The 22,801-nt window shown below is 28.6% G+C and carries 27 protein-coding genes and 1 other RNA gene; 12 read left to right on the top strand and 16 right to left on the bottom strand.

Annotated elements, in window-relative coordinates; translation table 11 throughout:
- Positions 1 to 94 precede the first annotated feature (94 nt).
- From CORN_RS04360 to CORN_RS04345, 4 genes are read left to right on the top strand one after another with little or no spacing between them, the layout of a single operon-like run.
- Positions 95 to 445 (top strand): flagellar protein FlaG, encoded by a 351-nt coding sequence (locus CORN_RS04360; RefSeq protein ID WP_066008017.1) that lies wholly within the window; start codon positions 95 to 97, stop codon positions 443 to 445.
- A gap of 2 nt (positions 446 to 447) precedes the next feature.
- Positions 448 to 2,739, top strand: coding sequence for a flagellar filament capping protein FliD (gene fliD / locus CORN_RS04355; protein ID WP_066008015.1), 2,292 nt, complete (start codon positions 448 to 450; stop codon positions 2,737 to 2,739).
- A gap of 21 nt (positions 2,740 to 2,760) precedes the next feature.
- On the top strand, positions 2,761 to 3,132 hold the full coding sequence (gene fliS, locus CORN_RS04350) for a flagellar export chaperone FliS (protein ID WP_039626068.1): 372 nt from the start codon (positions 2,761 to 2,763) through the stop codon (positions 3,130 to 3,132).
- The gene (locus tag CORN_RS04345; RefSeq protein ID WP_066008013.1) at positions 3,129 to 3,344 is read left to right on the top strand and encodes a hypothetical protein; all 216 of its coding nucleotides are present in this window, start codon (positions 3,129 to 3,131) and stop codon (positions 3,342 to 3,344) included. The genes fliS and CORN_RS04345 overlap by 4 nt, the downstream gene beginning before the upstream one ends.
- On the opposite strand, the gene rnpB is transcribed toward CORN_RS04345, so the two are convergent.
- From rnpB to CORN_RS04305, 8 genes are all read right to left on the bottom strand, one after another.
- Positions 3,339 to 3,663: RNase P RNA component class A (gene rnpB, locus CORN_RS04340), an RNA gene on the bottom strand. The genes CORN_RS04345 and rnpB overlap by 6 nt on opposite strands.
- A gap of 28 nt (positions 3,664 to 3,691) precedes the next feature.
- The gene (locus tag CORN_RS04335) at positions 3,692 to 4,231 is read right to left on the bottom strand and encodes a hypothetical protein (RefSeq protein ID WP_066008012.1); all 540 of its coding nucleotides are present in this window, start codon (positions 4,229 to 4,231) and stop codon (positions 3,692 to 3,694) included.
- Entirely contained in the window at positions 4,194 to 5,204 is a 1,011-nt protein-coding gene (locus tag CORN_RS04330; RefSeq protein WP_066008011.1) for a hypothetical protein, read from the bottom strand. Before CORN_RS04330 ends, CORN_RS04335 begins: the two co-directional genes overlap by 38 nt.
- Entirely contained in the window at positions 5,194 to 6,066 is an 873-nt protein-coding gene (gene era, locus CORN_RS04325; RefSeq protein WP_066008010.1) for a GTPase Era, read from the bottom strand. The genes CORN_RS04330 and era overlap by 11 nt, the downstream gene beginning before the upstream one ends.
- Positions 6,063 to 7,382, bottom strand: coding sequence for an ATP-dependent protease ATPase subunit HslU (hslU, locus tag CORN_RS04320; RefSeq protein WP_039641445.1), 1,320 nt, complete (start codon positions 7,380 to 7,382; stop codon positions 6,063 to 6,065). Before hslU ends, era begins: the two co-directional genes overlap by 4 nt.
- Positions 7,379 to 7,921 carry an ATP-dependent protease subunit HslV gene (gene hslV / locus CORN_RS04315; protein WP_066008008.1) on the bottom strand — a complete coding sequence of 181 codons (543 nt, stop codon included), beginning with the start codon at positions 7,919 to 7,921 and terminating at the stop codon, positions 7,379 to 7,381. The genes hslU and hslV overlap by 4 nt, the downstream gene beginning before the upstream one ends.
- Positions 7,921 to 8,364 (bottom strand): 50S ribosomal protein L9, encoded by a 444-nt coding sequence (rplI, locus tag CORN_RS04310; protein ID WP_066007999.1) that lies wholly within the window; start codon positions 8,362 to 8,364, stop codon positions 7,921 to 7,923. The genes hslV and rplI overlap by 1 nt, the downstream gene beginning before the upstream one ends.
- A 12-nt stretch (positions 8,365 to 8,376) precedes the next feature.
- Positions 8,377 to 9,597: an argininosuccinate synthase gene (locus CORN_RS04305; protein ID WP_066007997.1), complete on the bottom strand. Its 1,221-nt coding sequence runs from the start codon at positions 9,595 to 9,597 to the stop codon at positions 8,377 to 8,379.
- 114 nt (positions 9,598 to 9,711) lie between these two features.
- On the opposite strand from CORN_RS04305, the gene CORN_RS04300 reads away from it, so the two are divergent.
- From CORN_RS04300 to CORN_RS04280, 5 genes are read left to right on the top strand one after another with little or no spacing between them, the layout of a single operon-like run.
- Complete coding sequence (locus tag CORN_RS04300; protein WP_066007995.1) at positions 9,712 to 9,960, top strand: RNA-binding S4 domain-containing protein; 249 nt, start codon at positions 9,712 to 9,714, stop codon at positions 9,958 to 9,960.
- Entirely contained in the window at positions 9,957 to 10,364 is a 408-nt protein-coding gene (gene tsaE / locus CORN_RS04295; protein WP_066007994.1) for a tRNA (adenosine(37)-N6)-threonylcarbamoyltransferase complex ATPase subunit type 1 TsaE, read from the top strand. The genes CORN_RS04300 and tsaE overlap by 4 nt, the downstream gene beginning before the upstream one ends.
- Positions 10,357 to 11,082 carry an LPS export ABC transporter ATP-binding protein gene (gene lptB, locus CORN_RS04290; protein ID WP_066007993.1) on the top strand — a complete coding sequence of 242 codons (726 nt, stop codon included), beginning with the start codon at positions 10,357 to 10,359 and terminating at the stop codon, positions 11,080 to 11,082. The genes tsaE and lptB overlap by 8 nt, the downstream gene beginning before the upstream one ends.
- Entirely contained in the window at positions 11,082 to 12,329 is a 1,248-nt protein-coding gene (locus tag CORN_RS04285; protein WP_066007992.1) for an RNA polymerase factor sigma-54, read from the top strand. The genes lptB and CORN_RS04285 overlap by 1 nt, the downstream gene beginning before the upstream one ends.
- A gap of 6 nt (positions 12,330 to 12,335) precedes the next feature.
- Complete coding sequence (locus tag CORN_RS04280; protein ID WP_066007991.1) at positions 12,336 to 12,956, top strand: YggS family pyridoxal phosphate-dependent enzyme; 621 nt, start codon at positions 12,336 to 12,338, stop codon at positions 12,954 to 12,956.
- On the opposite strand, the gene CORN_RS04275 is transcribed toward CORN_RS04280, so the two are convergent.
- The 8 genes from CORN_RS04275 to flgA are packed head-to-tail and all read right to left on the bottom strand — an operon-like array spanning position 12,949 to position 19,920.
- Positions 12,949 to 13,980, bottom strand: coding sequence for a UDP-N-acetylglucosamine--N-acetylmuramyl-(pentapeptide) pyrophosphoryl-undecaprenol N-acetylglucosamine transferase (locus tag CORN_RS04275; RefSeq protein WP_066007990.1), 1,032 nt, complete (start codon positions 13,978 to 13,980; stop codon positions 12,949 to 12,951). The two genes, CORN_RS04280 and CORN_RS04275, sit on opposite strands and share 8 nt — an antisense overlap.
- Positions 13,977 to 14,582 carry a serine O-acetyltransferase gene (cysE, locus tag CORN_RS04270; RefSeq protein WP_066007986.1) on the bottom strand — a complete coding sequence of 202 codons (606 nt, stop codon included), beginning with the start codon at positions 14,580 to 14,582 and terminating at the stop codon, positions 13,977 to 13,979. The genes CORN_RS04275 and cysE overlap by 4 nt, the downstream gene beginning before the upstream one ends.
- Positions 14,579 to 16,408, bottom strand: coding sequence for a biosynthetic arginine decarboxylase (gene speA, locus CORN_RS04265; protein ID WP_066007984.1), 1,830 nt, complete (start codon positions 16,406 to 16,408; stop codon positions 14,579 to 14,581). Before speA ends, cysE begins: the two co-directional genes overlap by 4 nt.
- Positions 16,405 to 17,631 carry a histidine--tRNA ligase gene (hisS, locus tag CORN_RS04260; protein ID WP_066007982.1) on the bottom strand — a complete coding sequence of 409 codons (1,227 nt, stop codon included), beginning with the start codon at positions 17,629 to 17,631 and terminating at the stop codon, positions 16,405 to 16,407. The genes speA and hisS overlap by 4 nt, the downstream gene beginning before the upstream one ends.
- A complete protein-coding gene (gene tmk, locus CORN_RS04255; protein ID WP_066007980.1) occupies positions 17,624 to 18,208 on the bottom strand; it encodes a dTMP kinase in 585 nt (194 codons plus the stop codon). Before tmk ends, hisS begins: the two co-directional genes overlap by 8 nt.
- Positions 18,199 to 18,678, bottom strand: coding sequence for a pantetheine-phosphate adenylyltransferase (coaD, locus tag CORN_RS04250; protein ID WP_066007978.1), 480 nt, complete (start codon positions 18,676 to 18,678; stop codon positions 18,199 to 18,201). Before coaD ends, tmk begins: the two co-directional genes overlap by 10 nt.
- The gene (locus CORN_RS04245; protein ID WP_066007971.1) at positions 18,671 to 19,255 is read right to left on the bottom strand and encodes a UbiX family flavin prenyltransferase; all 585 of its coding nucleotides are present in this window, start codon (positions 19,253 to 19,255) and stop codon (positions 18,671 to 18,673) included. The genes coaD and CORN_RS04245 overlap by 8 nt, the downstream gene beginning before the upstream one ends.
- Positions 19,252 to 19,920: a flagellar basal body P-ring formation chaperone FlgA gene (flgA, locus tag CORN_RS04240; protein ID WP_094750302.1), complete on the bottom strand. Its 669-nt coding sequence runs from the start codon at positions 19,918 to 19,920 to the stop codon at positions 19,252 to 19,254. Before flgA ends, CORN_RS04245 begins: the two co-directional genes overlap by 4 nt.
- Positions 19,921 to 20,140: 220 nt before the next feature.
- Here flgA and CORN_RS04235 point away from each other — a divergent pair, with 220 nt between their 5' ends.
- From CORN_RS04235 to CORN_RS04225, 3 genes are read left to right on the top strand one after another with little or no spacing between them, the layout of a single operon-like run.
- Complete coding sequence (locus CORN_RS04235) at positions 20,141 to 21,109, top strand: ABC transporter permease (protein ID WP_280642211.1); 969 nt, start codon at positions 20,141 to 20,143, stop codon at positions 21,107 to 21,109.
- Positions 21,102 to 22,037 carry an iron chelate uptake ABC transporter family permease subunit gene (locus tag CORN_RS04230; protein WP_066007964.1) on the top strand — a complete coding sequence of 312 codons (936 nt, stop codon included), beginning with the start codon at positions 21,102 to 21,104 and terminating at the stop codon, positions 22,035 to 22,037. Before CORN_RS04235 ends, CORN_RS04230 begins: the two co-directional genes overlap by 8 nt.
- Positions 22,034 to 22,795, top strand: coding sequence for an iron ABC transporter ATP-binding protein (locus tag CORN_RS04225; RefSeq protein WP_066007962.1), 762 nt, complete (start codon positions 22,034 to 22,036; stop codon positions 22,793 to 22,795). Before CORN_RS04230 ends, CORN_RS04225 begins: the two co-directional genes overlap by 4 nt.
- Positions 22,796 to 22,801 lie beyond the last annotated feature (6 nt).

Raw genomic sequence — 22,801 nt, 5'->3', positions numbered from 1 at the left:
TTGCTTACAAAAATATAGATTTTTAATCTAAACATTAAGTTTTTTAAAATTATGTCGATAAAGTATTTTAAAGTCTTTTAAAAAGGAGTTTAAAATGGACATAAACAATATTCAAAGAGATAATGGCAGTTTAGCTCATTTTAACAGTATAAAAAATAATACTGAGAAGACATCTCTTGAAAATAAGCAACAGGTTGATTTAAATAATCAAGATGAAAATTTAAATGAGAAATTAAAAAATGCAACTGAAAAATTAAACAATCAAATGGAAATGCTAGGAACAAATGTTCGTTTTGCATTTAATGAAAAATTAAACGAAATGTATGTAAATGTGACAGAAAAAGATACAGGTAAACTTATACGTAAAATTCCTAGTGAAGAAGTTATGAAATTAATAGAGCATTTTAAAGGTGTTATAGGTACTATTTTTGATAAGGAGAGTTAATCATGGCAGTAGGTAGTTTAGGAAGCTTAGGGATAGGTTCGGGTGTTTTAACAAGTGATACGCTAAATAAGCTTAAAGAGGCAGAAATGAATGCGAATTTGAAATTTTATAATTCGCAACTTGAGACCAATGGTTTAAGACAAAAAGACTTAGCAGAACTTGAAGCCAAACTTCTTGCTTTTCAAACTGCTGTAAACAGTCTTGGTGATGCAACGCAATTTAATCAAAAAAAAGTTTCTCCTAGTGTAAGCGGTGATAGTGCTGCTGCTAGTTTAACCGTAGGATCTTTATCTTCTTTAACTAATATGAAAGTTATTGTTGATCAACTTGCTCAAAAAGATGTTTATCAAAGTAACGGTTTTAAAGATAAAACTTCTTCTGTTATGCAAAGTTTAGGATTGCAAGGAGGAAGCACTTCTTTTACTATAACTCAAAATGGAAAAGAATATAAAATTGATATAGATCAAAGCACAACTGTAGCTCAACTTGCTGAAAAAATAAATTCTGCAACAGGAGGTAAGGTAGAAGCTAAAATAGTCAATACTGGAGATAGAGAAAATCCATATCGGCTAGTTGTACAAAGCAAAGATACAGGAACTCAAAATAATATTTCTTTTTCAGGTAATGAAGATCTTTTAAAAGGTTTAGGTTGGGAACTTGATAAAAATAGCATTAGTGCTGGTGGTTTGTTTGGTTTTAGAGAACAAGGAAATTTAGATAAAACACAAATTAGTGGGAATATAAGTGGTCAAACCTCTGATAAACTTCTCAACACTGGAGAAAAAACTTCTTTAACTTTTGTGGTTAAAAATGGTGATAATTATGATAAATACACCATAGATATTGATGAAAATACTACCTATGAAAGTTTAGCCGAGCAAATTAGCAAAAAAACTAATGGTAAAGTTAATCTTGAATTAAAAGATGGTGCAGCAACATTTAAAACGACTAATGGTGCTGAACTTGGTATTTTTGATGGTGGTTATGCAGTAGATGAAGATGGTAACATCGATCAAACAAATTACACTAGAGATGAAAAGGCTACAAATTTATTAAGTAGTAAATTTGGAATCACTTTAGATACTAGTACTCCACAAGGTTATAACGTAAAAGCAGGTAATGAAAACCATATACAAAAAGGTATGGATGCTATTTTTAGCGTTGATGGTGTTAAAATGACTAGACCAACAAATACTATTACAGATATAGCTCCTGATACTACTTTAGAATTAAAACAAAAAGGTGAAATTAGCTTTAATATTACTCAAGATACTGCTGCTATTTCAGAATCTTTACAAAATTTAGCAACTGCCTATAATGACCTAATGCTAAACATTACCGCTGCTACAAAATACGACCCTGATGCGGGAACGAAAGGAAATTTTGTAGGTGTAAGTTCAATTTATAATATAAAATCAGAAATTAACAATATATTACTAAAAACTATCACTGTAGATGGAACTATCACAGTTGGCGATAGTGATACTTCAGAAGGAACTAAAATATCTTCTAAAGTTAGTTTATCTTTAGCTGATTATGGTTTAACCATATCTAATGGAACTATGACTTTTGATTCTTCTAAATTTAATACTAAATTTAGTGAAGACCCAGAAATGGCTGAAAGGTTTTTTGTAGGAAGTAATGGTTTTGAAGATATTAATTTAAGTGGAGAAAAAGTTGGAGGTTTTGCAAAAGATAATCCAGATGGAATTGATTTTACTGATTCTGAATTTAAAATTATATATAATGATGAAACTATAGATTTAACCAAAACTAAAAACGGAGATCCTTTTATATTAACAGGAGATACTGATGAGGAAATGGCTCAAAATCTTATAGATCACATCAATAGTTTTGGAATAGAGGGTTTAGAAGCTAGCTTTGAGATCATTAATCAGGGAAGTTCTGATCAAAAAATTCAATTTAAAATCAAGGGAACATCGGGAAGTGATTTAGAAATTCAAGGTAAAGAAGATTTTTTAAAACAATTTGGTTTAAGCCCTAAAACAATGTATTCAAATTGGAAAGAAGAAACAGGAACTTTTGGTGTATTAAAAAATACCATGAGAGAAATGATGAGTTCTGAAGGATCTTTTGGTGGCTATAAATCTTCTTTAAGTAAAGAATCAAAAAATCTAAATGAGACTATAGAAAATACTAAAAATTCTATTGATACAAAATATGACACAATGTGGTCAACATGGGCAGCGTATGATAGTATTATTTCTAAATTAAACAATCAAGCAAGTGTAATTGCAAATATGATTAATGCAGCAAATAATCAAAACTCTTAAACAAATGAAAGGAAATCATAAATGGTAAATAGTGCAGTTTATAATGCATATTCGCAAAGTCAAGCCGGTGTAGAATCTCAAGAAAAACTTATAGAAATGCTATATGGAGGAATTCTACGCTTTGCTAGTAGGATAAAAATAGCCATACAAAATGAAAATATAGAAGAAAGAGTGTACTATGTAAAAAGAGCTAGTGCTATTTTTATTGAGCTTATCAACTGCCTTGATTATGAAAAAGGCGGAGATGTGGCTCATTATTTAAGTGGTTTATACACTAGAGAATTGCAACTTCTTTCTTTGGCAAATATTGAAAACAATGAAGCCAGAGTTGATGAAGTAATAAATGTAGTTAAAGGTTTATTAGAAGCTTGGAGAGAAGTACATCAAAAATGAATAAAAAGAAATGGATAGATGAGTTTAAAATAGCTGTTTATACTGAAGATATAGAGAAAATAGTTAAACTCATAGAAAAACCTGAGTTTAAAGAATGTCCAAATGAAGCTTTAGCTCTTACTAATGAAGCAATAGCTTTTATGAAAAAAAAGCAAGATGAAGTTGCAATGAATTTGCAAAAGCTTCAAAAAGCTTCTGCTTATATAAAATAAAACATGGCGATAAGCCGAGTTCTGTCAAGAGCGATCATTTATCTAGACTTGTTTTTGCAAACAAGTTCAAGCGAAGGGTTATATTATAAGAACCAAAACCATCCCTTCTTACTGCAGATTGGGTTTACATAGCTAGTTTTGTTACCAAAACCACTGGTAGGCTCTTACCCTACCGTTTCACCTTTTCCATATACTATATGGTAGTTTTCTTTCTGTTGCACTTTCCCTTAGGTTACCCTAGCCATCCGTTAGATGGAATCTTTGTCTTATTGCAGCTCGGACTTTCCTCTTCAAAAGAAGCGACCGCTTACCATGTTTACAAATAAATTTTATCAAAAAAATCATTTTTATACTAGAGTAAAAATAAGATTTAATGTAATTTTTAGTTCGTTTTTGTATTTTACGAGTTCTAAATTTTTAACTTTTATATAAGGGTCTAATTTTTGTAAAAACTGCATTAAAAAATAAAAATCACTGATAAAACTTAATCTTAATTCATAATAAGTAAAATATCGATCTTGATTTTTATAGCTTTGAATTTGCAAAGATTGCACCCCATTAAGATTCTTTTCTATATCCTTTAAAATACTTTGATAGTCTTTATTTATACTTAAAAATGAGCGATCATTATAAGATATATTTTCATCTTCTTTTAAATCAGAAATCATTTCTTGTTTTTGCTCGTATTTTGTTTGTAAATTATATAGTTCATCTTTTGATAACTTCATTTGTTTTTCAAAATAGTCAAAAACACCCATATAAACCATGAAAAAACCAAAGACAAAAGCAACTATCAAAGCTAGTGCAAATTCACGATCAGATAACTTAGCAAAGATATTTTCTAAATTTTTATAAAGATTTTTCAAAAAAAAGAGTGATTTTTCCATTATTAACTTCTTTATTTTTTAATACAAAATGATGTTTTTTAAAATCTTCATAAAATTCATAGTCATTTTTAAGCTCTATAATAAAATCATTATTTTTAACATGCAAAGCCTCTATATAAGCTTGATGAGAATTTAAAACTTTTAAAAAATCATAAAAATCTTTATAACAAAGTGTATTTGCATAAAATTTTTGCAATAAATCAACCTTTAACTCATTTTCTTCTTGTAGTTTTTTAAACTCTTGATTTTGCTTTTGATTTATTTTTACTTGCTCTAAAATATCATCTTGCTTTTTTATTAAATTTTCATATTTTGTTTTCTCATTTTCATAAAATGATTTTTGTGTATATAAATACAAGGGATAAGCTAAAGCTAGTAAAACTCCACAAATAAAAGCCAATAAAATCTTAAAACTAAAAGATTTCAAATGATTTATTTTTTCTTTGTTGGTAAAATTAATCTTGACTTGATCGCATTTTTTTAACAATTTTTGATAAAAAATATTACTATTAAATTTATCAAAACTGCTAAGATTTTGAGTATCATCTATGCTTATAATGTGCTTATAGGTATTTTTTAATTTTTCTTCATATATTTTATCATAAACATTTAATGGTATAACTTTACAATTTTGAAAATCACACCCCAAATACTCCACTAAAACTATGTATTTTTTCTTAAATAATAATGCAAGATTTTCACCATTTGTATTATTTTTAAAATATACTTCAAAAAGTAGGGGTTCTGGGATTATATAATCAATATCTAGAATATCTTCATACTTGCACAAAAATACTTGAGTAAAAGATTTATCTTGAAAATATTTTAGCTTATAAGAAAAATCATCTTTAAGACCAAGCTCTTCAAAGCTCTTTTTTAAAATTTCATCTTCACTAATAGGATTTGCAAAATTAATATATAAAAGCTTTTCATAAGCAATAAAATCTTTTAGAATTGTTTTCTTACTCATCATAAAGGATTTTCTTAAGGTTTTGCTCGTTTTTGTGCCAATTTTTCTCAAGTTGAACGAATAATTTTAGCATTACCTTTTTTTGTGCCAATTTTTCTATTTTCACTCTAGCTTCTTTACCTATACGCTTAATTGTAGTAGCATCTTTACCTAGTATCATTCCTTTGTGAGAATTACTATCTGTAATGATAGTAGCATTGATATAATAAATTTGCTCTAGTTCTTTAATTTTTTCTATTTTTACTTCAGTGCTATAAGGAATTTCATCACTTAAATTTTCATATATAGCTTCTAAGATAAAATCTCTATAAATGTCCTTTTCATTTGTTGTAGTAATAAACTCAGGATCAAAATAATACGGGTGCTCAGGCAAATACTTAATCATCTCATCTAAAAGAATTTTTTTATAAAATTTTTGCTTTGCAGAATAGGGGATAATAGCACTAAAATGTGAGCTAAACTGAGAATACTCACTTAATTTTTTAAGCAAAACTTCTTTTTTTACTAAATCAACCTTATTAATCAACACAATATGCGGTACTTTAGGATTTAAACTTAAAAAATTTTCATAATCTTTAATATCATCATAAATACTAGCTACAAATAAAATCACATCACAATCAGCAATGCTTTTAATCGCTAAATCAATCATAAGCTGATTCATAGCCTTAGAGCTTGCATGCAAACCTGGTGTATCTATAAAAATAAGCTGATGATTTTCATGCATTATAATCGCATTGATCTTTCTTCTTGTGGCATTTTGCTTATGAGAAACCATAGCCACTTTTTCTTCTAATAAAGAATTTAGGATAGAACTTTTTCCCGCATTAGTTCTACCCACTATGCTTATAAAGCCACTTTTCACAAGATATACCTAGCTAAATCTTTATTTTCTATGATATCTCCAAGTTTAACTTGCACTTTAAAATCATCTACTTTATATACTTTACCTGCGTATTCATCTGCTTCAAAACTAATATCTTCTAAAAGTTTTTCCACTACTGTATGCAAGCGTCTTGCGCCAATATCTTGCATTTCTTCATTAGCCTTGCTTGCTATTTTTGCTATTTCTCTAATAGCCTCATCTTCAAAAACAAGCTCTACATTTTCAGTTTTTAAAAGCTCAATGTATTGTGTTAGCAATGAATTTTTAGGTCTTGTTAAAATAGCATATAAAGCATCCTCATCTAATGAATCAAGCTCAACTCTTAAAGGAAAACGCCCTTGAAGTTCAGGGATTAAATCACTTGGTTTGCTTAGATGAAAAGCACCTGCTGCAATAAATAAAATATGATCAGTTTTTAAAGGACCAAATTTAGTTTGTATAGTGCTACCTTCAACTATAGGAAGCAAATCTCTTTGCACCCCTTCTTTGCTTGGATCTTGGCGGTTTGAATTTGAGCTTGAAACTGCTACTTTATCTATCTCATCGATAAAAATAATTCCTTCATTTTCAGCTCTTCTTAAAGCCTCGCCTTTAATACTTTCCATATCAAGAATTTTCTCACTTGCTTCTTGAGCTAGAGCTATTCTTGCATCTTTTACCTTCATTTCTTTTTTAACTTTTTTATTACCCACACCAATAACTTTTACTATATCTTGCATAGCACCCATTTCAGGTGGTAAATTTGGATTAGTATCAAATACACTTTGTGAAATTTCAACTTCTATTGTGCTATCATCTAAATCACCAGCTTTTAATTTCACGCGCATTTTTTCTAAAGAATTTTGATACTCTTCTTGTTTTTCTTCACTAACACCCTTTGGTAAAGGCGGTAAAAGTTTTTCCAAAATCTTATTTTCTATAAATTCATTAATCTTTTCTTTGTTTTTTTCTTTTTCTTCATTTTTTACTAAATTTAAAGCAGCATTAGCTAAATCTCTAACCATGCTTTCTACATCACGCCCAACAAAACCAACTTCAGTATATTTACTTGCTTCAACTTTTACAAAAGGAAGTCCCATCATCTTAGCAAGGCGTCTTGCAATCTCTGTTTTACCAACCCCAGTTGATCCTATCATTAAAATATTTTTTGGCATGATATCATCTTGAAGTTCAGGGCTAAGCTGCATTCTTCTATAACGATTTCTTAAAGCAATTGCTATGATTTTTTTGGCGTTTTTTTGTCCAATTACATAATCATCTAAAAATTTTACAATCTCTTTTGGAGTTAAATTCATTTATCATCCTCAATTACATAAGTTTTAATATTTGTATTAGTATAAATGCAAATTTCACCAGCTATTTGCAAGCTTTCTTTAACTAATTCTTCTTCATCTAAACTTGAGTGTTTAGCTAAAGCTCTTGCAGCAGAAAGTGCATAGTTACCTCCGCTACCAATAGCTGCTATAGCACCATCTTCAGGTTCAACCACATCTCCAGTTCCTGAAAGTAAAAATATATGATCTCTATCAAGTACAAGCATCATCGCTTCAAGTTTTCTTAAGTATTTATCCTTGCGCCATTCTTTTGAAAAATCTATTGCAGCTTTTAATAAATCACCCTTAGAGCTAGAAAGTAATTTTTCAAACATATCAAAAAGATTGAAAGCATCAGCAGTGCTTCCCGCAAAACCTGCTAATACTTTCCCATTGCTTAATTTTCTAATTTTAACCGCATTATTTTTAAGTACAGTATTTCCAAAACTTACTTGCCCATCTCCACCAATTACAGACTTATTTTTACCCTTATAAGCTAAAATTGTAGTTGCGTGAAACATTATTCTCCTTTAACTTCTAGCTTAAATACAGCATGGATTGCATGACCTAATTTTGCTGAAATTTCATGCACGCCAAGTTCTTTTATAGTATCACATTCTAAACTTTTTTTATCAAGCTCTATACCTTTTTGATTTTTTAGTGCATGTGCGATTTCATCTTTAGTAACCCCACCAAACAAGCTCCCATTAGCGCCCACAGACTTAGCTATACAAATAGTAATTTTAGATAATTCCTCTTTTAATTTTTCCAAATTTGCAAGCTCAAATCTTAAATTTTCAGCCTTTTTCTTTTGTTCTGCTTCATATTGTTTTAAAACTTCATGTGTAGCAGCTTTGGCAAAACCTTTAGCAATTAAAAAATTTTGTCCATATCCATCTTTAACTTCTTTTACTTCTCCTACTTTTCCTAAGCTTTTTACATCTTTTACTAATAATACTTTCATTGTATTCCTTTTTTAAAATTTTCTTCCATTTTTACCTGCGATGATAAATCTTAAAGCGTTTAATCTTATAAAACCTGCTGCATCTTTTTGATCATACACAGAATCTTCCTCAAAAGTACAATAAGCCTCACTAAATAAACTATCGTTTGCACTTTCTCTACCTATCACCATTACATTGCCTTTATATAATTCAAGCTTAACTTTGCCATTTACATATTTTTGCGACTCATCTATCAAAGCTTGAAGCATTAATCTTTCTGGTGAAAACCAGTAGCCATTGTAAATCAAACTTGCATATTTTGGCATTATTTCATCTTTTAAATGTGCTGCTTCTCTATCTAGTGTAATACTCTCTATAGCACGGTGTGCTTTTAAAAGTATGGTTCCTCCTGGAGTTTCATAACAACCTCTACTTTTCATACCCACATAGCGATTTTCCACTATATCAAGACGACCTATACCATGTTTTACACCAAGATCGTTAAGTTTAGCTAGAAGTTGCGCAGGAGACATTTTTTCTCCATTTATAGCACACAAATCGCCTTTACTAAACTCAAGCTCTATAATTTCACTTTCATTTGGAGCTTCTTTTGGATCTTTCACCCAACGCCACATATCTGCTTCGGGTTTAGCCGCAGGATCTTCAAGTACTAAACCTTCATAAGAAATATGCAATAAATTTGCATCCATAGAATAAGGTGATTTACCTGGCTTTTTAGCTATATCAATGCCATGTTTTTGTGCATAAGCTAAAAGTTTCTCACGACTATTTAAATCCCACTCTCTCCATGGTGCAATAATAGCTAAATTCGGATTTAAAGCTAGTGCACCTAGTTCAAAACGCACTTGATCATTTCCCTTACCAGTTGCTCCATGGCTGATGGCATCTGCACTTGTTTTATTTGCAATTTCTACTAAAGTTTTTGCTATTAAAGGTCTTGCTATGCTTGTACCCAGTAAATATTCTCCTTCATAAATAGCATTTGCTCTAAACATAGGAAATACATAATTTTTTACAAATTCATCTTTTAAATCTTGAATAAAAACATTTTCTTCTTTTACGCCCAAAGAAAGTGCTTTTCTTCTAGCAGGTTCAAGCTCTTCACCTTGACCGATATCTGCTGTGAATGTTATTACTTCGCATTTATATTCATCTTGCAACCATTTTAAAATTATACTTGTATCAAGTCCACCAGAATATGCCAAAACCACTTTTTTGATATCTTTTTTCATTGTTTTTCCTTTTTGTAAAAAATGATTGTAAAATTTAACGAATTTAGCTTAATATAATGTAAAATATTTAAACATTTTATAACAATTTCTTGTATTTTTTGATAAAATATTTTTATGAGAATAGATAAATTTTTAAATGTAGTTAATATTACCAAACGTCGTGCAATTTCAGAAGATATGTGTAAAAGTGGAGTGGTAAGTATAAACAATCAGGTAGTAAAAGCTAGTAAAGAAGTGAAAATCGGGGATGAAATAAGTATTAAATTTATAGAATACACCAATACTTACAAAGTCTTAGATATACCAACAACTAAAAGCATTCCAAAAGCTATGCAGGAAAAATATGTGGTAAAAATCCAATGAAAGAATTAATTTTAGATAAAAATGAGCTTTACAAACTTTGCGAAATTTTACCTAAAAATGGAGTTATTTTATTTCAAGGAGATTTAGCAAGTGGTAAAACCACTTTAGTACAAAATTATGCTAAATTTCTTGGAGTAGAAAAAACGCTCAATTCTCCTACATTTTCTATCATGCAAGAATACAATTTTCATCAAAGCAAAATATACCATTATGATATTTATCAAGAAGGTTTTGATGGGCTTTTAAAAAACGGCTTAATTGAAAATTTTTTTGAAGATGGTTTACATTTGGTAGAGTGGGGTGATGAAAAATTAAAAAAATACTTAGATAAATATCAAATTTTTAATATAATTTTACAAATTATTCCTTATAAAAACAAAAGAAAGTATATAATACATGAGTAAGCTAGAAGCTAGAAATTTAGAAAAAATCATTAAAAAAACAAAAATCATTCATGATGTTTCACTAGAAGTACAAAGTGGCGAAGTTGTAGGACTTTTAGGACCCAATGGAGCAGGAAAAACTACAAGTTTTTATATGATATGTGGGCTCATTTTACCAACAAATGGACAAGTGTTTTTAGATTCGCAAGATATTACAAAAGAACCACTTAATAAAAGAGCAAAACTTGGCATTGGATATTTACCTCAAGAAAGTAGTGTGTTTAAAGACTTAAGCGTAGAAGAAAATTTGCTTTTGGCTGCTCAGGTAATATACAAGGATAAAAATCTATTAGAACAAAAAATAGAGCAAATGCTAGAATTACTTAGTATAGAACCTATTAGACATAGAAAAGGCATGAGCTTAAGCGGAGGCGAAAGAAGGCGTTGTGAAATCGCAAGATCGCTTATGTGTGATCCTAAATTTCTACTCCTTGATGAGCCATTTGCTGGGGTTGATCCTATAGCGGTAAGTGAAATTCAAAGCTTAATTAATGATTTAAAAGCTATGAATATAGGTGTTTTAATCACCGATCATAATGTAAGAGAAACTTTAGCAATTTGCGATAGGGCATATGTAATCAGAAGCGGAAGATTGCTAGCTAGTGGCGATGCTAGTGAAATAGCACATAATGAAGATGTTAAAAAATATTATCTTGGAAGTGAGTTTAGACTTGAATAATGCTTAAACAAAAAACCTCTATAACGCAAAAAGCAAAACTATCACAAACCTTAAGATCTTGGCTTCCTATATTGCAAGCTAATATTGAAGATTTAAAAGAAAATTTAGATGAATTTGCCAAAGAAAATCCTTTTATAGAGATCAAAGAAAACTCAAGTATTACAAACAATCAAAATAAATATTATCAAGAATATTTTAGCAAAAATACCACTACACAGATGATTGACGCAAAAAGCTTAGAAGTTAAAAATGTATACGAACTTTTAAGTGAACAAATCATACCACCATTTTTTCCTACTAAAAAATCCCAAACTATTGCTGAAAAAATCATAGAATGTCTAAATCATGAGGGTTATTTTGAATATGATGAGGAAATTTTAGGTGATTTTGATCCTTTGGAAGTAGAAAAAATCAGACAAAGGTTTAAATATCTTGACCCTATTGGAGTGGGAGCAAAAGACAATCAAGAAGCTTTTATTTTTGCATTAGAGCATTTTGACTTAGATGATGAGCTTTATGAATTTTGTAAAATGCTTATTTTAAATTTAGAAAATGCAAAAGATTTTATTAAAGATCCTTTATATAAAAAAGCTATAGCAATAATTAAAAAAATTTCTATTCCACCTTTTTTAGAGTATTTTGAAGAGAGTATGGAAATTATCCCAGATATTTTTATTTATCAAGAAAATGGGGAAATTAAAATCAAAATTAATGATGATTATTACCCAGAAATTGCTTTTGAAGCAGATGGTTTAGATCATGAGTTTTTAAGCTCTTATTTAAAAGATGCCAAAAATTTAATCGATGCTCTAGCTATGCGTAAAGCCACTCTTTATAAGCTAGGATTAATGATTATAGAGTATCAATATGATTTTTTTATGGGTGGAGATATTAAACCTATGCAACTTAAAGACTTAGCGCAAGATCTTGAAAGAAATGCATCTACTATTTCAAGAGCAATTGCAAATAAATACTTAAGCTGTGATAGAGGTTTAATACCTTTAAAATCTTTCTTTACTACTGCTGTTGATAATGGAGAAACCTCTAATGCAACCATTAAAGATTTTCTTGGTAATTTAATCAAAAAAGAAAACCCTAAAAAGCCTTTAAGTGATTTAAAAATTCTTGAGCTAACCCAAAAAGAATTCCCAAGTATACAACTAGGGCGTAGAACTATCACTAAATACCGTATGCAACTTGGCATAGGAAGCTCAAGTGAGCGTAAAAAATTATATGAATTGATGTAGGAAAAGATGAATTTAGAAAGTATTTTTGAAAAAACCATAAAGCAAAATGTACGCTTAGTAGCGGCTAGTAAATATGTCCAAGATAAACAAATTCGAGAGCTTTTTAGACAAGGTGTTGTAGAGTTTGGAGAAAATCAAGTTCAAGCATTAGCTTTAAAAAAAGAAAAGCTTCAAGATATACAAGAAATTAAATGGCATTTTATAGGTAATCTTCAAAGCAATAAAATTAATCTCTTAATCAAACAAAACCCTATACTTTGGCAATCTTGCAATGGCTTAAAAATAGCCAAAGCAGTAGATAAAAGGCTTGAATACAAGCTAGATACTTTATTAGAAATTAACACTGCTAATGAAAGTTCTAAAAGTGGGATAGAGCAAAATAAGGCCATAGAAGAGTATTTACAAATACAAGAAGAGTGCAAAAATTTAAATCTAGTAGGCATTATGTGTATAGGCTCTATGGATGAGGAAAAAATTCAAGAAAGTTTTGAGCAAACTTTTAAAATCTATGAAAATTTACAAAAACACGGGGCAAAAATTTGCTCTATGGGTATGAGTGGAGACTTTGAACTAGCTATAAAATGTGGCTCAAATATGGTACGTTTGGGGAGTATTTTATTTAAATAAACCCCATTTGTTTTGCTTTTTCTATCATAAAGTCTGCACCATTTTCACTTTTTAACTCTTGCAAGGCCAAAGATTTTGCTTCTAGTGAGAAATTTTCTACTAAGTTTAAAAATTTATGTTTTTCTTCTTGATTTAAAATCTCACATAAATTACGCTCTTTTAAATATAAAGCATTAAAATACTGATGATTTTTAGCTGCATATGGATAGGGAACGAAAATACAAGGAAGAAAATTTGCACTAAGTTCAAAAAGACTACTTGCACCTGATCTTGATATAGCTAAATCTGCCTTAGAAATTTTATCTATAATGTTTTTATCAAAATCAAAAAGCTCTACATCGATATTTAAATCCTCATAAGCTTTTTTACATCTTTTATAATCATTCTTACCACATTGATGAATGATATTTATGTCTTTTTCTTTAAAATACAAAGCATTTTCTAAGGCAAGATCGTTGATAAATTTAGCTCCTTGTGAACCACCTAGAAAAATAATACTTTTTAATTCTTTTCTAACTCTTGCTTTTTGAGAAAAAATTTCACTAATAGGGTAAGGACAAAAGAAAGTATTTGTTTTATTAATTTGATCATCAAAAGCAGTAAAAAAAGCTTTAGAAAAAGGCTTTAAAAGTGAATTTAAACTCCCTATTTTAGAATTTTGTTCATGAATTAAAAGTGGGATATTTGTCATCAAAGCACCAAAAGAACCTGGAGCACTACTATATCCTCCTACGCTAAAAACTGCTTTAATTTTATGCTCTTTTAAAATTTGTTTTGTTTTTTTTGCAAGTTTTAAAATGTGAAAAAGTGACTGAAATTTAGCTAAGCCTTTTTTATTAACAACACCTTGAGAACTTAGAAAGTATTTTTTATAAAAACCATCTTCGTTTTCAAACCAAAGCCTATCTTGACCATTTTCACTTCCTATATAAATACACTCCAAGCCTTGCTTTTTTGCACTTTGTAATAAACATCTAGCTATAGCTAAATGCCCTCCTGTACCTCCACCTGTAATTGCTATCATTTATCCTCTTTATTTAGTTTTTCTTCTAAAATAGCAAGTCTCGTTTCTAGTTTAGCTATTTTTTCTTCATAATCAATTCTGCCATATTCTTTAATATAAGCAGGTATACCAATAGCTGTTAAATTTGGCCCAACATCTTTTAAAACTACAGCATTTGAACCTATTTTGGCATTTTTTCCTATGGTGATATTACCTAAAATTTTAGCGCCAGAGCCTATTATCACACCATCTTCTATGGTAGGGTGTCTTTTGGTATTTTTATCCAAACTCGTTCCACCTAAAGTAACACCTTGATAAATCAAAACATCATCACCTATAACAGAAGTCTCACCAATCACAACTCCGATTGCATGATCTATAAATATCCTTCTACCCAAATGCGCTCCAGGGTGTAAATCTACTCCGGTAAAAAATTGTGAAATTCCGCTAATAATTCTTGAAATTTTTTTAAAACCTTTTTGGTAAAAAAAATGTGCAAAACGATAATTTACCACAGCCCAAACACCAGGATAATTAAAAACTAATTCTAGACAAGATCTATATGCAGGATCTTTTTGTTTTGGCATAGAAAAATCTTCTTTGATTAGTTTAAAAATACTCATTTAGAACCTATACTTTTTAAATATCCATTATCATTTAAAAACAAATAAATTTCACCTAAAATATGTTTTTTTTGATTTTCATTTACAAGTTTCGAAGCATAAATTTTTTCATTAATATTATCCATAATTGCATGAACATCATAATCAAGATCTTCTAAAGTATCTAAAATAGACTGAGCTTCTAATATACTTTCTACTTCAAAACCCTTTTCATTGATACTTATACAAGCTTCTGTTGGATGTGTAAAAAGATTATGTTTCATACCAAGCACTTCTTGATAAGCTCCTACTAGAAAAAATCCTAGAAAATAATCTTCAGCTTCTACATCAATATCATGTAAAAACAAAGGATTGTCTTTAGAATATGAAATTTCTCCATCACTATCGCAAGTTATATCCCATATACTTGCACTTCTTGTAGGCTTTTTATTAAGCCTATCAAGAGGCATAATAGGAAAATTTTGCTCCAAGCCCCAAAAATCAGGTAAAGACTGAAACATTGAAAAATTTACCAAGTATTTTTCTTGTACTTCATTTTGCAAGCTTGATAAATCAGCTTGATTACCCACTAAAGAAATAGCTTTTCTCATAATTAAATGCACTAAAATTTCACTATTAGAACGATCTTGTAAATCCACATAACCCAAATCAAATAAGGTTAAAATACTCTCCATATGATCAATACTATCATGTAAATATTCAAGTGCATTGGAAGCTTTAATATTTTTATATAAATCATATAACTCATCTATGAGTTTTGGATTTTTATCTTTTAATAAAAGTTTGCTTTCTGTGTATTCTTGCGAAAAAAGCTCTAGAACAGGTGCTACTAAAACAGCATGGTTAGCTGCTACAAAACGCCCGCTTTCTATAAAAATATCTGGCTCTAGATCTTTTTTTTGCTCTGCAATACTTTTTAAAATAAACACTACATCATTTGCATATTCACTTAAAGTATAATTTCTACTTGTTTCATTTTTAAACTGAGAGTATTCTACTGCCAAACCTCCACCAAGATTAATAGCTTTTAAATTCTTTGCGCCCATTTTTCTAAGCTCAGTGTAGATATTACCTGCTTCATTTAAAGCTTTTTTTAAAGGGTGAATTTCGGTAATTTGTGAGCCTAAGTGAAAATGTATCATAGTAAATTGATCTAAAAGTTTATTAGCTTTTAAAAGATTAACCGCTTCAATAAGCTCAGTAGAAGTTAAACCAAATTTTGAATTTATACCACCACTTTTTGCCCAAATCCCAACTCCAGCTGAATGCAAACGCACTCTTAAACCTATGTTTGGTTTTGGCTTAAAACGATTTTTAGCAATTTCTATCATTGCTTCAAGCTCATTAAGCCCTTCCATTGTCAAAGTGATATTGTGACCCATTTCACACGCTATAAAACCCATATTTATTAATTCTTTATCTTTAAAGCCATTAACTGTTATAGGGGCACTTTCATTATTATAAGCCATAGCTAGCAAAAGCTCAGCCTTACTTCCTGCCTCTAAACCATAGTTATATTCTTTACCTAGATTAACCAAATTTTTTACAAAACCAGGATATTGATTTACTTTCAAAGGATAAACAGCATTAAAAGAACCTTTGTAGTTAAATTCTTTTTTTGCTTTGGCAAATTTATCATAAATTTGTTCAATTTGTTTATGGATTAAATAGGGAAAGCGAAGCAATAATGGTCCCTTATAACCATCATCACGCAAAGTATTTACTATATCTATAATAGCAGGTTTTTTACCATGATTTAAACACACCTTGCCATTTTCAATGATAAAATTATTAGCACCCCAAATATTAATACCATAATCAATCATAACTCATACTCCAAATTTGCTAATTTTATATTTTTATTTTCTTTACTTTCTAAATTTTTATAAAAAACTTCTTCTTTTTGCATTTCATCTTCGCCTATACATAAAAAGATTTTAGCATTGGCATTATCTGCTTGGTTTAAATGCTTTGCAAGTTTTTTTGCTTCATAGCTTAAATATACTTTGTGATTTTTTCTTAAAGTATTTGCTAGTTTAAAAATAGTATCCACAAAAGCTTCATCCATGGCACAAAGATAAATTCCTTCTCTTGATTTTATGCTTTGTTTTTGCTCTAAAATAGCCATAATTCTTTCTATACCCATAGCAAAACCTACGCCATAACCACTTTTACCATCTAAATATTCAATCAATCTATCATACCTTCCACCACCTGCTACAGCAGCTTTTGCACCGATTTCATCACTAACAAACTCAAATGCACTTTTGGAATAATAATCAAGCCCTCGCACTAATTTCTCATCACATTCAAACTCAATATCATTTTCTTTTAAAAGCTTTTGTAATTTTTCATAATCTTTCTTGCAATACTCGCATAAATTTTCACTTAGTTTTGGCACGTTTTCAATTAAACTTTGACAATGGTCATTTTTGCAATCAAGCACTCTAATAGGGTTTAAATCTTTTCTTCTTAAACAATCCTCACAAAAACCTTCTTTGGAATTTAAAAAAGCTATAAGTTTTTCTTTATATTTCCTCATACATTCTTTACAACCTAAAGAATTAATTTTCAAGCTTGTATGAATTTCTAAGCGTCTAAAAATTTCATTTAGCATTAAAATAATGCTCGCATCCTCATACACACTTGCTATACCAAAGCTTTCTACCCCAAATTGATGAAATTCGCGTAGTCTTCCTTTTTGCGGTCTTTCATAGCGAAACATAGAACCATGATAAAACCATCTTTTAACACTTTGAATCTTGTCCATTTTAGCTTCTATATATGATCTTACTACTCCAGCTGTTCCTTCAGGCCTTAAACACACATCATTACCTGCTTTATCAACAAATTCATACATTTCTTTGCCAACTATATCAGAACTTTCTCCAACGCTTCTTTTAAAAAGCTTAGTAAGTTCTAAATGTGGACAATTAATGAAGGTAAACCCATAGTTTTTAGCTACTTCTTCACAAGTTTTTACCACTTTTTCATAAAGAGCAGCTTGATCATCTTGTAAATCTTTCATTCCTTTTAAAGCATTAATCATCTATAAATCCCTTAATCTTTTCATGTAAATTTTCAATACTCAAAGATGCATCTAATTTTAAAATTTTTATATCTATTTTAGTCTTTAAAAACTCTAAAGTTTCTTCTAAAGCATTTTGTATATTTAAAAAATACTCAATTCCTCTTTTTTCAATACTATCTAGATCTTTTTTAGAAAGTCTTTGTGCAATAAGCTCTTTAGAGCCATATAAAAATACAACCTTTTGTGGAAAAATCCCACCTGTAGCAAAAGAATTTAACTCAAATAAAATATTTTGATCAAAATCACATCTTGCATAAGCCATGTTAGAGATAAAACTACGATCTGAAATGATAAGTTTGTTTTTATTTTGCGTTAAATACATATCGATCAAATTTGCTCTATCTGCTAAAAAAAGCAAAAGCTCAGCTTTTTTGGAAAATTGTATTTTGCTTTCTAGTAAAATTTTTCTCAAATGTGCCCCAAGCTCACTTCCACCTGGTTCTTTAGTAAAAAATGCATCAGAAAAATGTTTTTTTAAAAGTTCTATTTGCGTGCTTTTACCCACACAATCAACTCCTTCAAAAGCTATATACAATTTCTCTCCTTTAACAAAGGTATGATTTCTTTTGGCACAAGTTTACCCACATCGCCATTATATACACAAATAGATCTTACTATAGAACTTGAAATAAAAGAATTTTTTAAATTTGGCATAAGATATATGGTTTCAAAATCCTCCCAAAGCATATGGTTTGCATAACCAAGTTGCAATTCATACTCAAAATCACTTACTGCTCTTAAACCTCTTATAATGATATTTATTTGCAAATTTTTAGCAAGATCTACTAGTAAGTTATCAAAAGTCACAATTTTAACATTTTTTAAGTCTTTTGTAGCAATTTTTACCATTTTTTCTCTATGTTCTAAGTTAAACATAGGCTTTTTGTTCTCACTCTTAGCTATGGCAACCACCACTTCTTCAAACATCTTACTTGCTCTAATAATCACATCTAAATGCCCATTAGTGATAGGATCAAATGTCCCTGGGTATATACAACTAGCCATTTTGCCATCTTTGGTATAAATTATGCTCAATATTTGCTAGATCAAGCCATTTTCCTATGATAAATTCATATAATTTTTTTAAATTATCAACCTTAGCATAACTTGCCATTACAGGAGGAGCAATGATAACACCATAACTAGAAAGTTTAGTCATTTGCTCTAAATTTAAAGTAGAGTAGGGCATTTCTCTTACTCCAAGTATAAGCTTTTTACGCTCTTTCAAAGCCACTCCTGCAGCTCTTGTAAGTAAATTATCACTAATTCCACAAGAAATTTTAGCTAAAGTATTAATAGAACAAGGTGTGATAAAAGTTGTTTCTATACCAAAAGAACCACTTGCTACATTTTGACTAATATCTTCATTATCTAAAAATTTTACATGACAAAGATCAAATTTTTCTTTTATAAAACCCATAAAATCTATATTTTCTAAAAGTGAATTTTCTTTTGTAAAGCTAATTCTAGCATTTTTAGTTACAATAGCAAAAATATCTGCTTTTTCTTTTAAATTTTCCAACAACATAAAACCCAATTCACAAGAACTAGCTCCACTAATTCCTACTAAAATTTTTCTCATTTAAGCTCCACGTAATTTTTACTAATAACTTTTCCATGCACAACTTTTCCATCTTTATTTTTAAGTCTAATTCTTTGATTTAAATTTCCACTTTGCAAGGCTTTTAATTCTATAATCATACTCAAATCACCATCTTTAATAACCCCATAAACAGAATCATTTCTTTGTATAAGAGTTTTTGTTTTAAACATATTATATTTTAAAATCATATTTTCTCTAATATTACTTTTTGCAACTAAATTTACAATTTCATCTTTTTTTAACACACCTTGTGGAGCTTTATCAAATGGAATTTTTAAAATTTTAAAACTAGCAGGACTTAAATTTTCATTACGCGAAATAGGACGTGTGCTTTGTAAAACTTCTAATTTTGCTTTTAAAAAATATTTAAAAAATATATTTTTTTTATGTTGTTCTGGAGTTTTAAATTCAGCTTTGATAAAACCATCAGCTTTGTCAAAGTTATGATTACCTAATTTTAAAAAAATATATTGATTAAAATCTACTGGTAGACTTGATTGAGTGTTAAGATCTAAAGAAATAATTTCTAACTGCGGATAATTTGTCTTAAATTCTCTAATCAAAGCTAGTTTTACTTCATCAAAATTTGAAGCAAACATAAAAGAATTTAAAAGTAAAACTAAAATAATTTTTATAAAAAACAACTCAAACCTCTATTTTAAAATTAGCTTTATTATAATATAGTGAAAATAAAATAAGAATTATACAAAAACATACAGAAAATATTTTTTGAAATTATTTATAATAAAACATCTCCACCAAAAACATATTAATAATTTTGATTTTAAATATCATAATTTATATAAAATTAAGAATATTTTTAATAGTATTTCAATTTTGATAATTAATATTATTTGGTTTTACATTATGATTAAATATTTTTTTAGACTTAATCTTTTAATACCTATGCTAATATTTCTTTCTTTAGTTAGTCTTTTTATAGGTGTTAAAGACATTTCTATGTTTAATATCATGTCTCTAACTCAAGAAGAAATGGAAATTTTGACAATTGTTAGACTGCCAAGATTAATTTCTATTATCATTACAGGTATGAGTTTGAGTATATGTGGTTTGATTATGCAGCAACTTACTCAAAATAAATTTGTATCTCCTACAACTGCTGGAACAATGGATTGTGCTAAATTTGGAATTTTAATTTGTATGTTGTTTTTTAGTGGATTTAATTTTATTTATCAAATTTTTATAGCTTTTATTTTTACTCTTATTGGTAGTGTTATTTTTATCCAAATACTTCAAAAAATAAAGCTAAAAGAAATTGTTTTTGTTCCTTTAGTTGGGTTAATGTTTGGGGGTGTCATTAACTCTATTACAACTTTTTTTGCTTATGAAAACAATATGATACAAAATATTCAAGGCTGGTTGCAAGGTAATTTTTCATCTATTATGATAGGAAATTATGAAATATTATTTATAAGTATTCCTATTTTTATCATTGCTTATTTTTTTGCTAATAAAATCACTATTGTTGGTATGGGTAAGGATGTTTCTTTAAATTTAGGTGTTTCATATAATACTATTTTATATATAGGGTTAATCATAGTTTCTATTGTAGTTTCTATTGTAGTTTTAACAATAGGAGTGATACCTTTTTTAGGTCTTGTTATACCAAATATAGTTTCAATATATAAAGGTGATAATTTAAAAGCCGTCCTTTTTTATACTGCAATACTTGGGGCTGCGTTTTTACTGGTATGTGATATTTTATCAAGAACTATTATCCATCCATTTGAAATCCCTATAAATTTAACTGTTGGTATTATTGGAGGTGTTTTATTTGTTTGGATTTTACTAAGAAAGAAAACAAATGCGTAAAATATTTTATTTATTGATTTTCATGGTATGTATTTTATCTCTTGCATACATAATGATTGATTTTGATTTTTCTATGTATATTTTTAAAAAAAGGGTTTTAGAGTTATTTTCTATCATATTAGTATCAATTTGCATTTCAGTTTCAACAATTATTTTTCAAACAATTACAAATAATAAAATTTTAACTCCTAGTATTATAGGATTAGACTCTTTGTATATATTAATACAAACTTTATTAGTATTCTTTCTAAGTTCTGGTAATATTAGCGTTATTAATCAAGAAATTAATTTTTTCATCAGTCTTTCTTGTATGATAATTTTTACATTAATATTTTATAAAATTTTATTTAAAAGCAACGCAAATATTTATTTTATATTGCTATTAGGACTTATTTTTGGAACTTTATTTTCTTCTTTATCTTTATTTTTTGAAGTTTTGATTGATCCAAATGAGTTTATGGTAGTACAAGGTCGTATGTTTGCTAGTTTTAATAATATTCAAGTTGAGCTTATTTTATTATCTTGTGCAATGTTGTGTTTTATCTTATTTTTACTATTAAAAGATTTTAAATATTTAGATGTCTTATCACTAGGGAGAGATAATGCTATCAATTTGGGAATTTCCTATGATTATTTTGTTAAAAAAAATCTTATTTTTGTAGCTATTTTAATATCTATTAGCACAGCTTTGGTTGGTCCTATTACTTTTTTAGGTCTTTTAGTTGTAAATATCACTTATGAAATAGCTAAAACATACAAACACGCAATTTTAATCCCTCTTACAATACTTATTAGCGTTTTTGTCTTGATAAGTGGAGTTTTTATTACCTCTAAAATATTTCATTTTAATACAACCATTAGTGTGGTTATAAATTTTCTAGGTGGAATTTATTTTATATATTTGATACTAAAAGGACATAGAATATGATAGAACTAAAAAATATTGAAAAAAAATATAATAACAAGACTATTATAAAAAATATTAACGTTAGTTTCGAAAAAGGAAAATTAACCTCTATAATAGGTTCCAATGGGGCTGGAAAAAGTACTATATTAGCTTTAGCAAGTAGATTAATGAAAGCAGATAGCGGAGAGGTTATTGTCAAAGGAAAAAATATTCATTCTTATAAAGAAAATAACTTAGCTCAAATACTTTCTATATTAAAGCAACAAAATAATTTAAATATCAAACTAACAGTAGAGGAATTAGTATCCTTTGGCAGATTTCCTTATTCTCAAGGAAAGTTAAATATCAAAGACAAAGAAAAAATCAACGAAGCTATAGAATATATGAATTTACAAGATATTAAAGACAGATTTTTAGATACTTTAAGCGGAGGACAAAAACAAAGGGCTTTTATCGCAATGATTATTGCACAAGATACAGAATATATATTTTTAGACGAACCATTAAATAATCTTGATATGAAGCATTCGGTTTCAATTATGAAAATTATTAAAAATTTAGCAAAAGAGTATAACAAAGGCATAATAGTTGTTTTACATGATATTAATTTTGCTTCTATTTATTCAGATTATATTATTGCTATGAAAAATGGAGAAGTGATTAAAAATGGTAATGTTGATGAAATTATCAATACGCAAGTCTTAAAAAATATTTTCAATATGGATATTCCTATACATTCTATAAATAATAAAAAAATTTGTATGTATTTTGGAGAATAATATCTA

The sequence above is a fragment of the Campylobacter ornithocola genome, from assembly GCF_013201605.1.
Classification (GTDB): Bacteria; Campylobacterota; Campylobacteria; order Campylobacterales; family Campylobacteraceae; genus Campylobacter_D; species Campylobacter_D ornithocola.
This window is presented reverse-complemented; position numbering and strand designations above follow the sequence as displayed.

Coding starts and splice junctions, on each gene's coding strand:
- CORN_RS04360 (WP_066008017.1), top strand. CDS start 95: ATGGACATAAACAATATTCAAAGAGATAATGGCAGTTTAGCTCATTTT.
- fliD (WP_066008015.1), top strand. CDS start 448: ATGGCAGTAGGTAGTTTAGGAAGCTTAGGGATAGGTTCGGGTGTTTTA.
- fliS (WP_039626068.1), top strand. CDS start 2,761: ATGGTAAATAGTGCAGTTTATAATGCATATTCGCAAAGTCAAGCCGGT.
- CORN_RS04345 (WP_066008013.1), top strand. CDS start 3,129: ATGAATAAAAAGAAATGGATAGATGAGTTTAAAATAGCTGTTTATACT.
- CORN_RS04335 (WP_066008012.1), bottom strand. CDS start 4,231: ATGGAAAAATCACTCTTTTTTTTGAAAAATCTTTATAAAAATTTAGAA.
- CORN_RS04330 (WP_066008011.1), bottom strand. CDS start 5,204: ATGATGAGTAAGAAAACAATTCTAAAAGATTTTATTGCTTATGAAAAG.
- hslU (WP_039641445.1), bottom strand. CDS start 7,382: ATGAATTTAACTCCAAAAGAGATTGTAAAATTTTTAGATGATTATGTA.
- hslV (WP_066008008.1), bottom strand. CDS start 7,921: ATGTTTCACGCAACTACAATTTTAGCTTATAAGGGTAAAAATAAGTCT.
- rplI (WP_066007999.1), bottom strand. CDS start 8,364: ATGAAAGTATTATTAGTAAAAGATGTAAAAAGCTTAGGAAAAGTAGGA.
- CORN_RS04305 (WP_066007997.1), bottom strand. CDS start 9,597: ATGAAAAAAGATATCAAAAAAGTGGTTTTGGCATATTCTGGTGGACTT.
- CORN_RS04300 (WP_066007995.1), top strand. CDS start 9,712: ATGAGAATAGATAAATTTTTAAATGTAGTTAATATTACCAAACGTCGT.
- tsaE (WP_066007994.1), top strand. CDS start 9,957: ATGAAAGAATTAATTTTAGATAAAAATGAGCTTTACAAACTTTGCGAA.
- lptB (WP_066007993.1), top strand. CDS start 10,357: ATGAGTAAGCTAGAAGCTAGAAATTTAGAAAAAATCATTAAAAAAACA.
- CORN_RS04285 (WP_066007992.1), top strand. CDS start 11,082: ATGCTTAAACAAAAAACCTCTATAACGCAAAAAGCAAAACTATCACAA.
- CORN_RS04280 (WP_066007991.1), top strand. CDS start 12,336: ATGAATTTAGAAAGTATTTTTGAAAAAACCATAAAGCAAAATGTACGC.
- CORN_RS04275 (WP_066007990.1), bottom strand. CDS start 13,980: ATGATAGCAATTACAGGTGGAGGTACAGGAGGGCATTTAGCTATAGCT.
- cysE (WP_066007986.1), bottom strand. CDS start 14,582: ATGAGTATTTTTAAACTAATCAAAGAAGATTTTTCTATGCCAAAACAA.
- speA (WP_066007984.1), bottom strand. CDS start 16,408: ATGATTGATTATGGTATTAATATTTGGGGTGCTAATAATTTTATCATT.
- hisS (WP_066007982.1), bottom strand. CDS start 17,631: ATGATTAATGCTTTAAAAGGAATGAAAGATTTACAAGATGATCAAGCT.
- coaD (WP_066007978.1), bottom strand. CDS start 18,678: ATGGCTAGTTGTATATACCCAGGGACATTTGATCCTATCACTAATGGG.
- CORN_RS04245 (WP_066007971.1), bottom strand. CDS start 19,255: ATGAGAAAAATTTTAGTAGGAATTAGTGGAGCTAGTTCTTGTGAATTG.
- CORN_RS04230 (WP_066007964.1), top strand. CDS start 21,102: ATGCGTAAAATATTTTATTTATTGATTTTCATGGTATGTATTTTATCT.
- CORN_RS04225 (WP_066007962.1), top strand. CDS start 22,034: ATGATAGAACTAAAAAATATTGAAAAAAAATATAATAACAAGACTATT.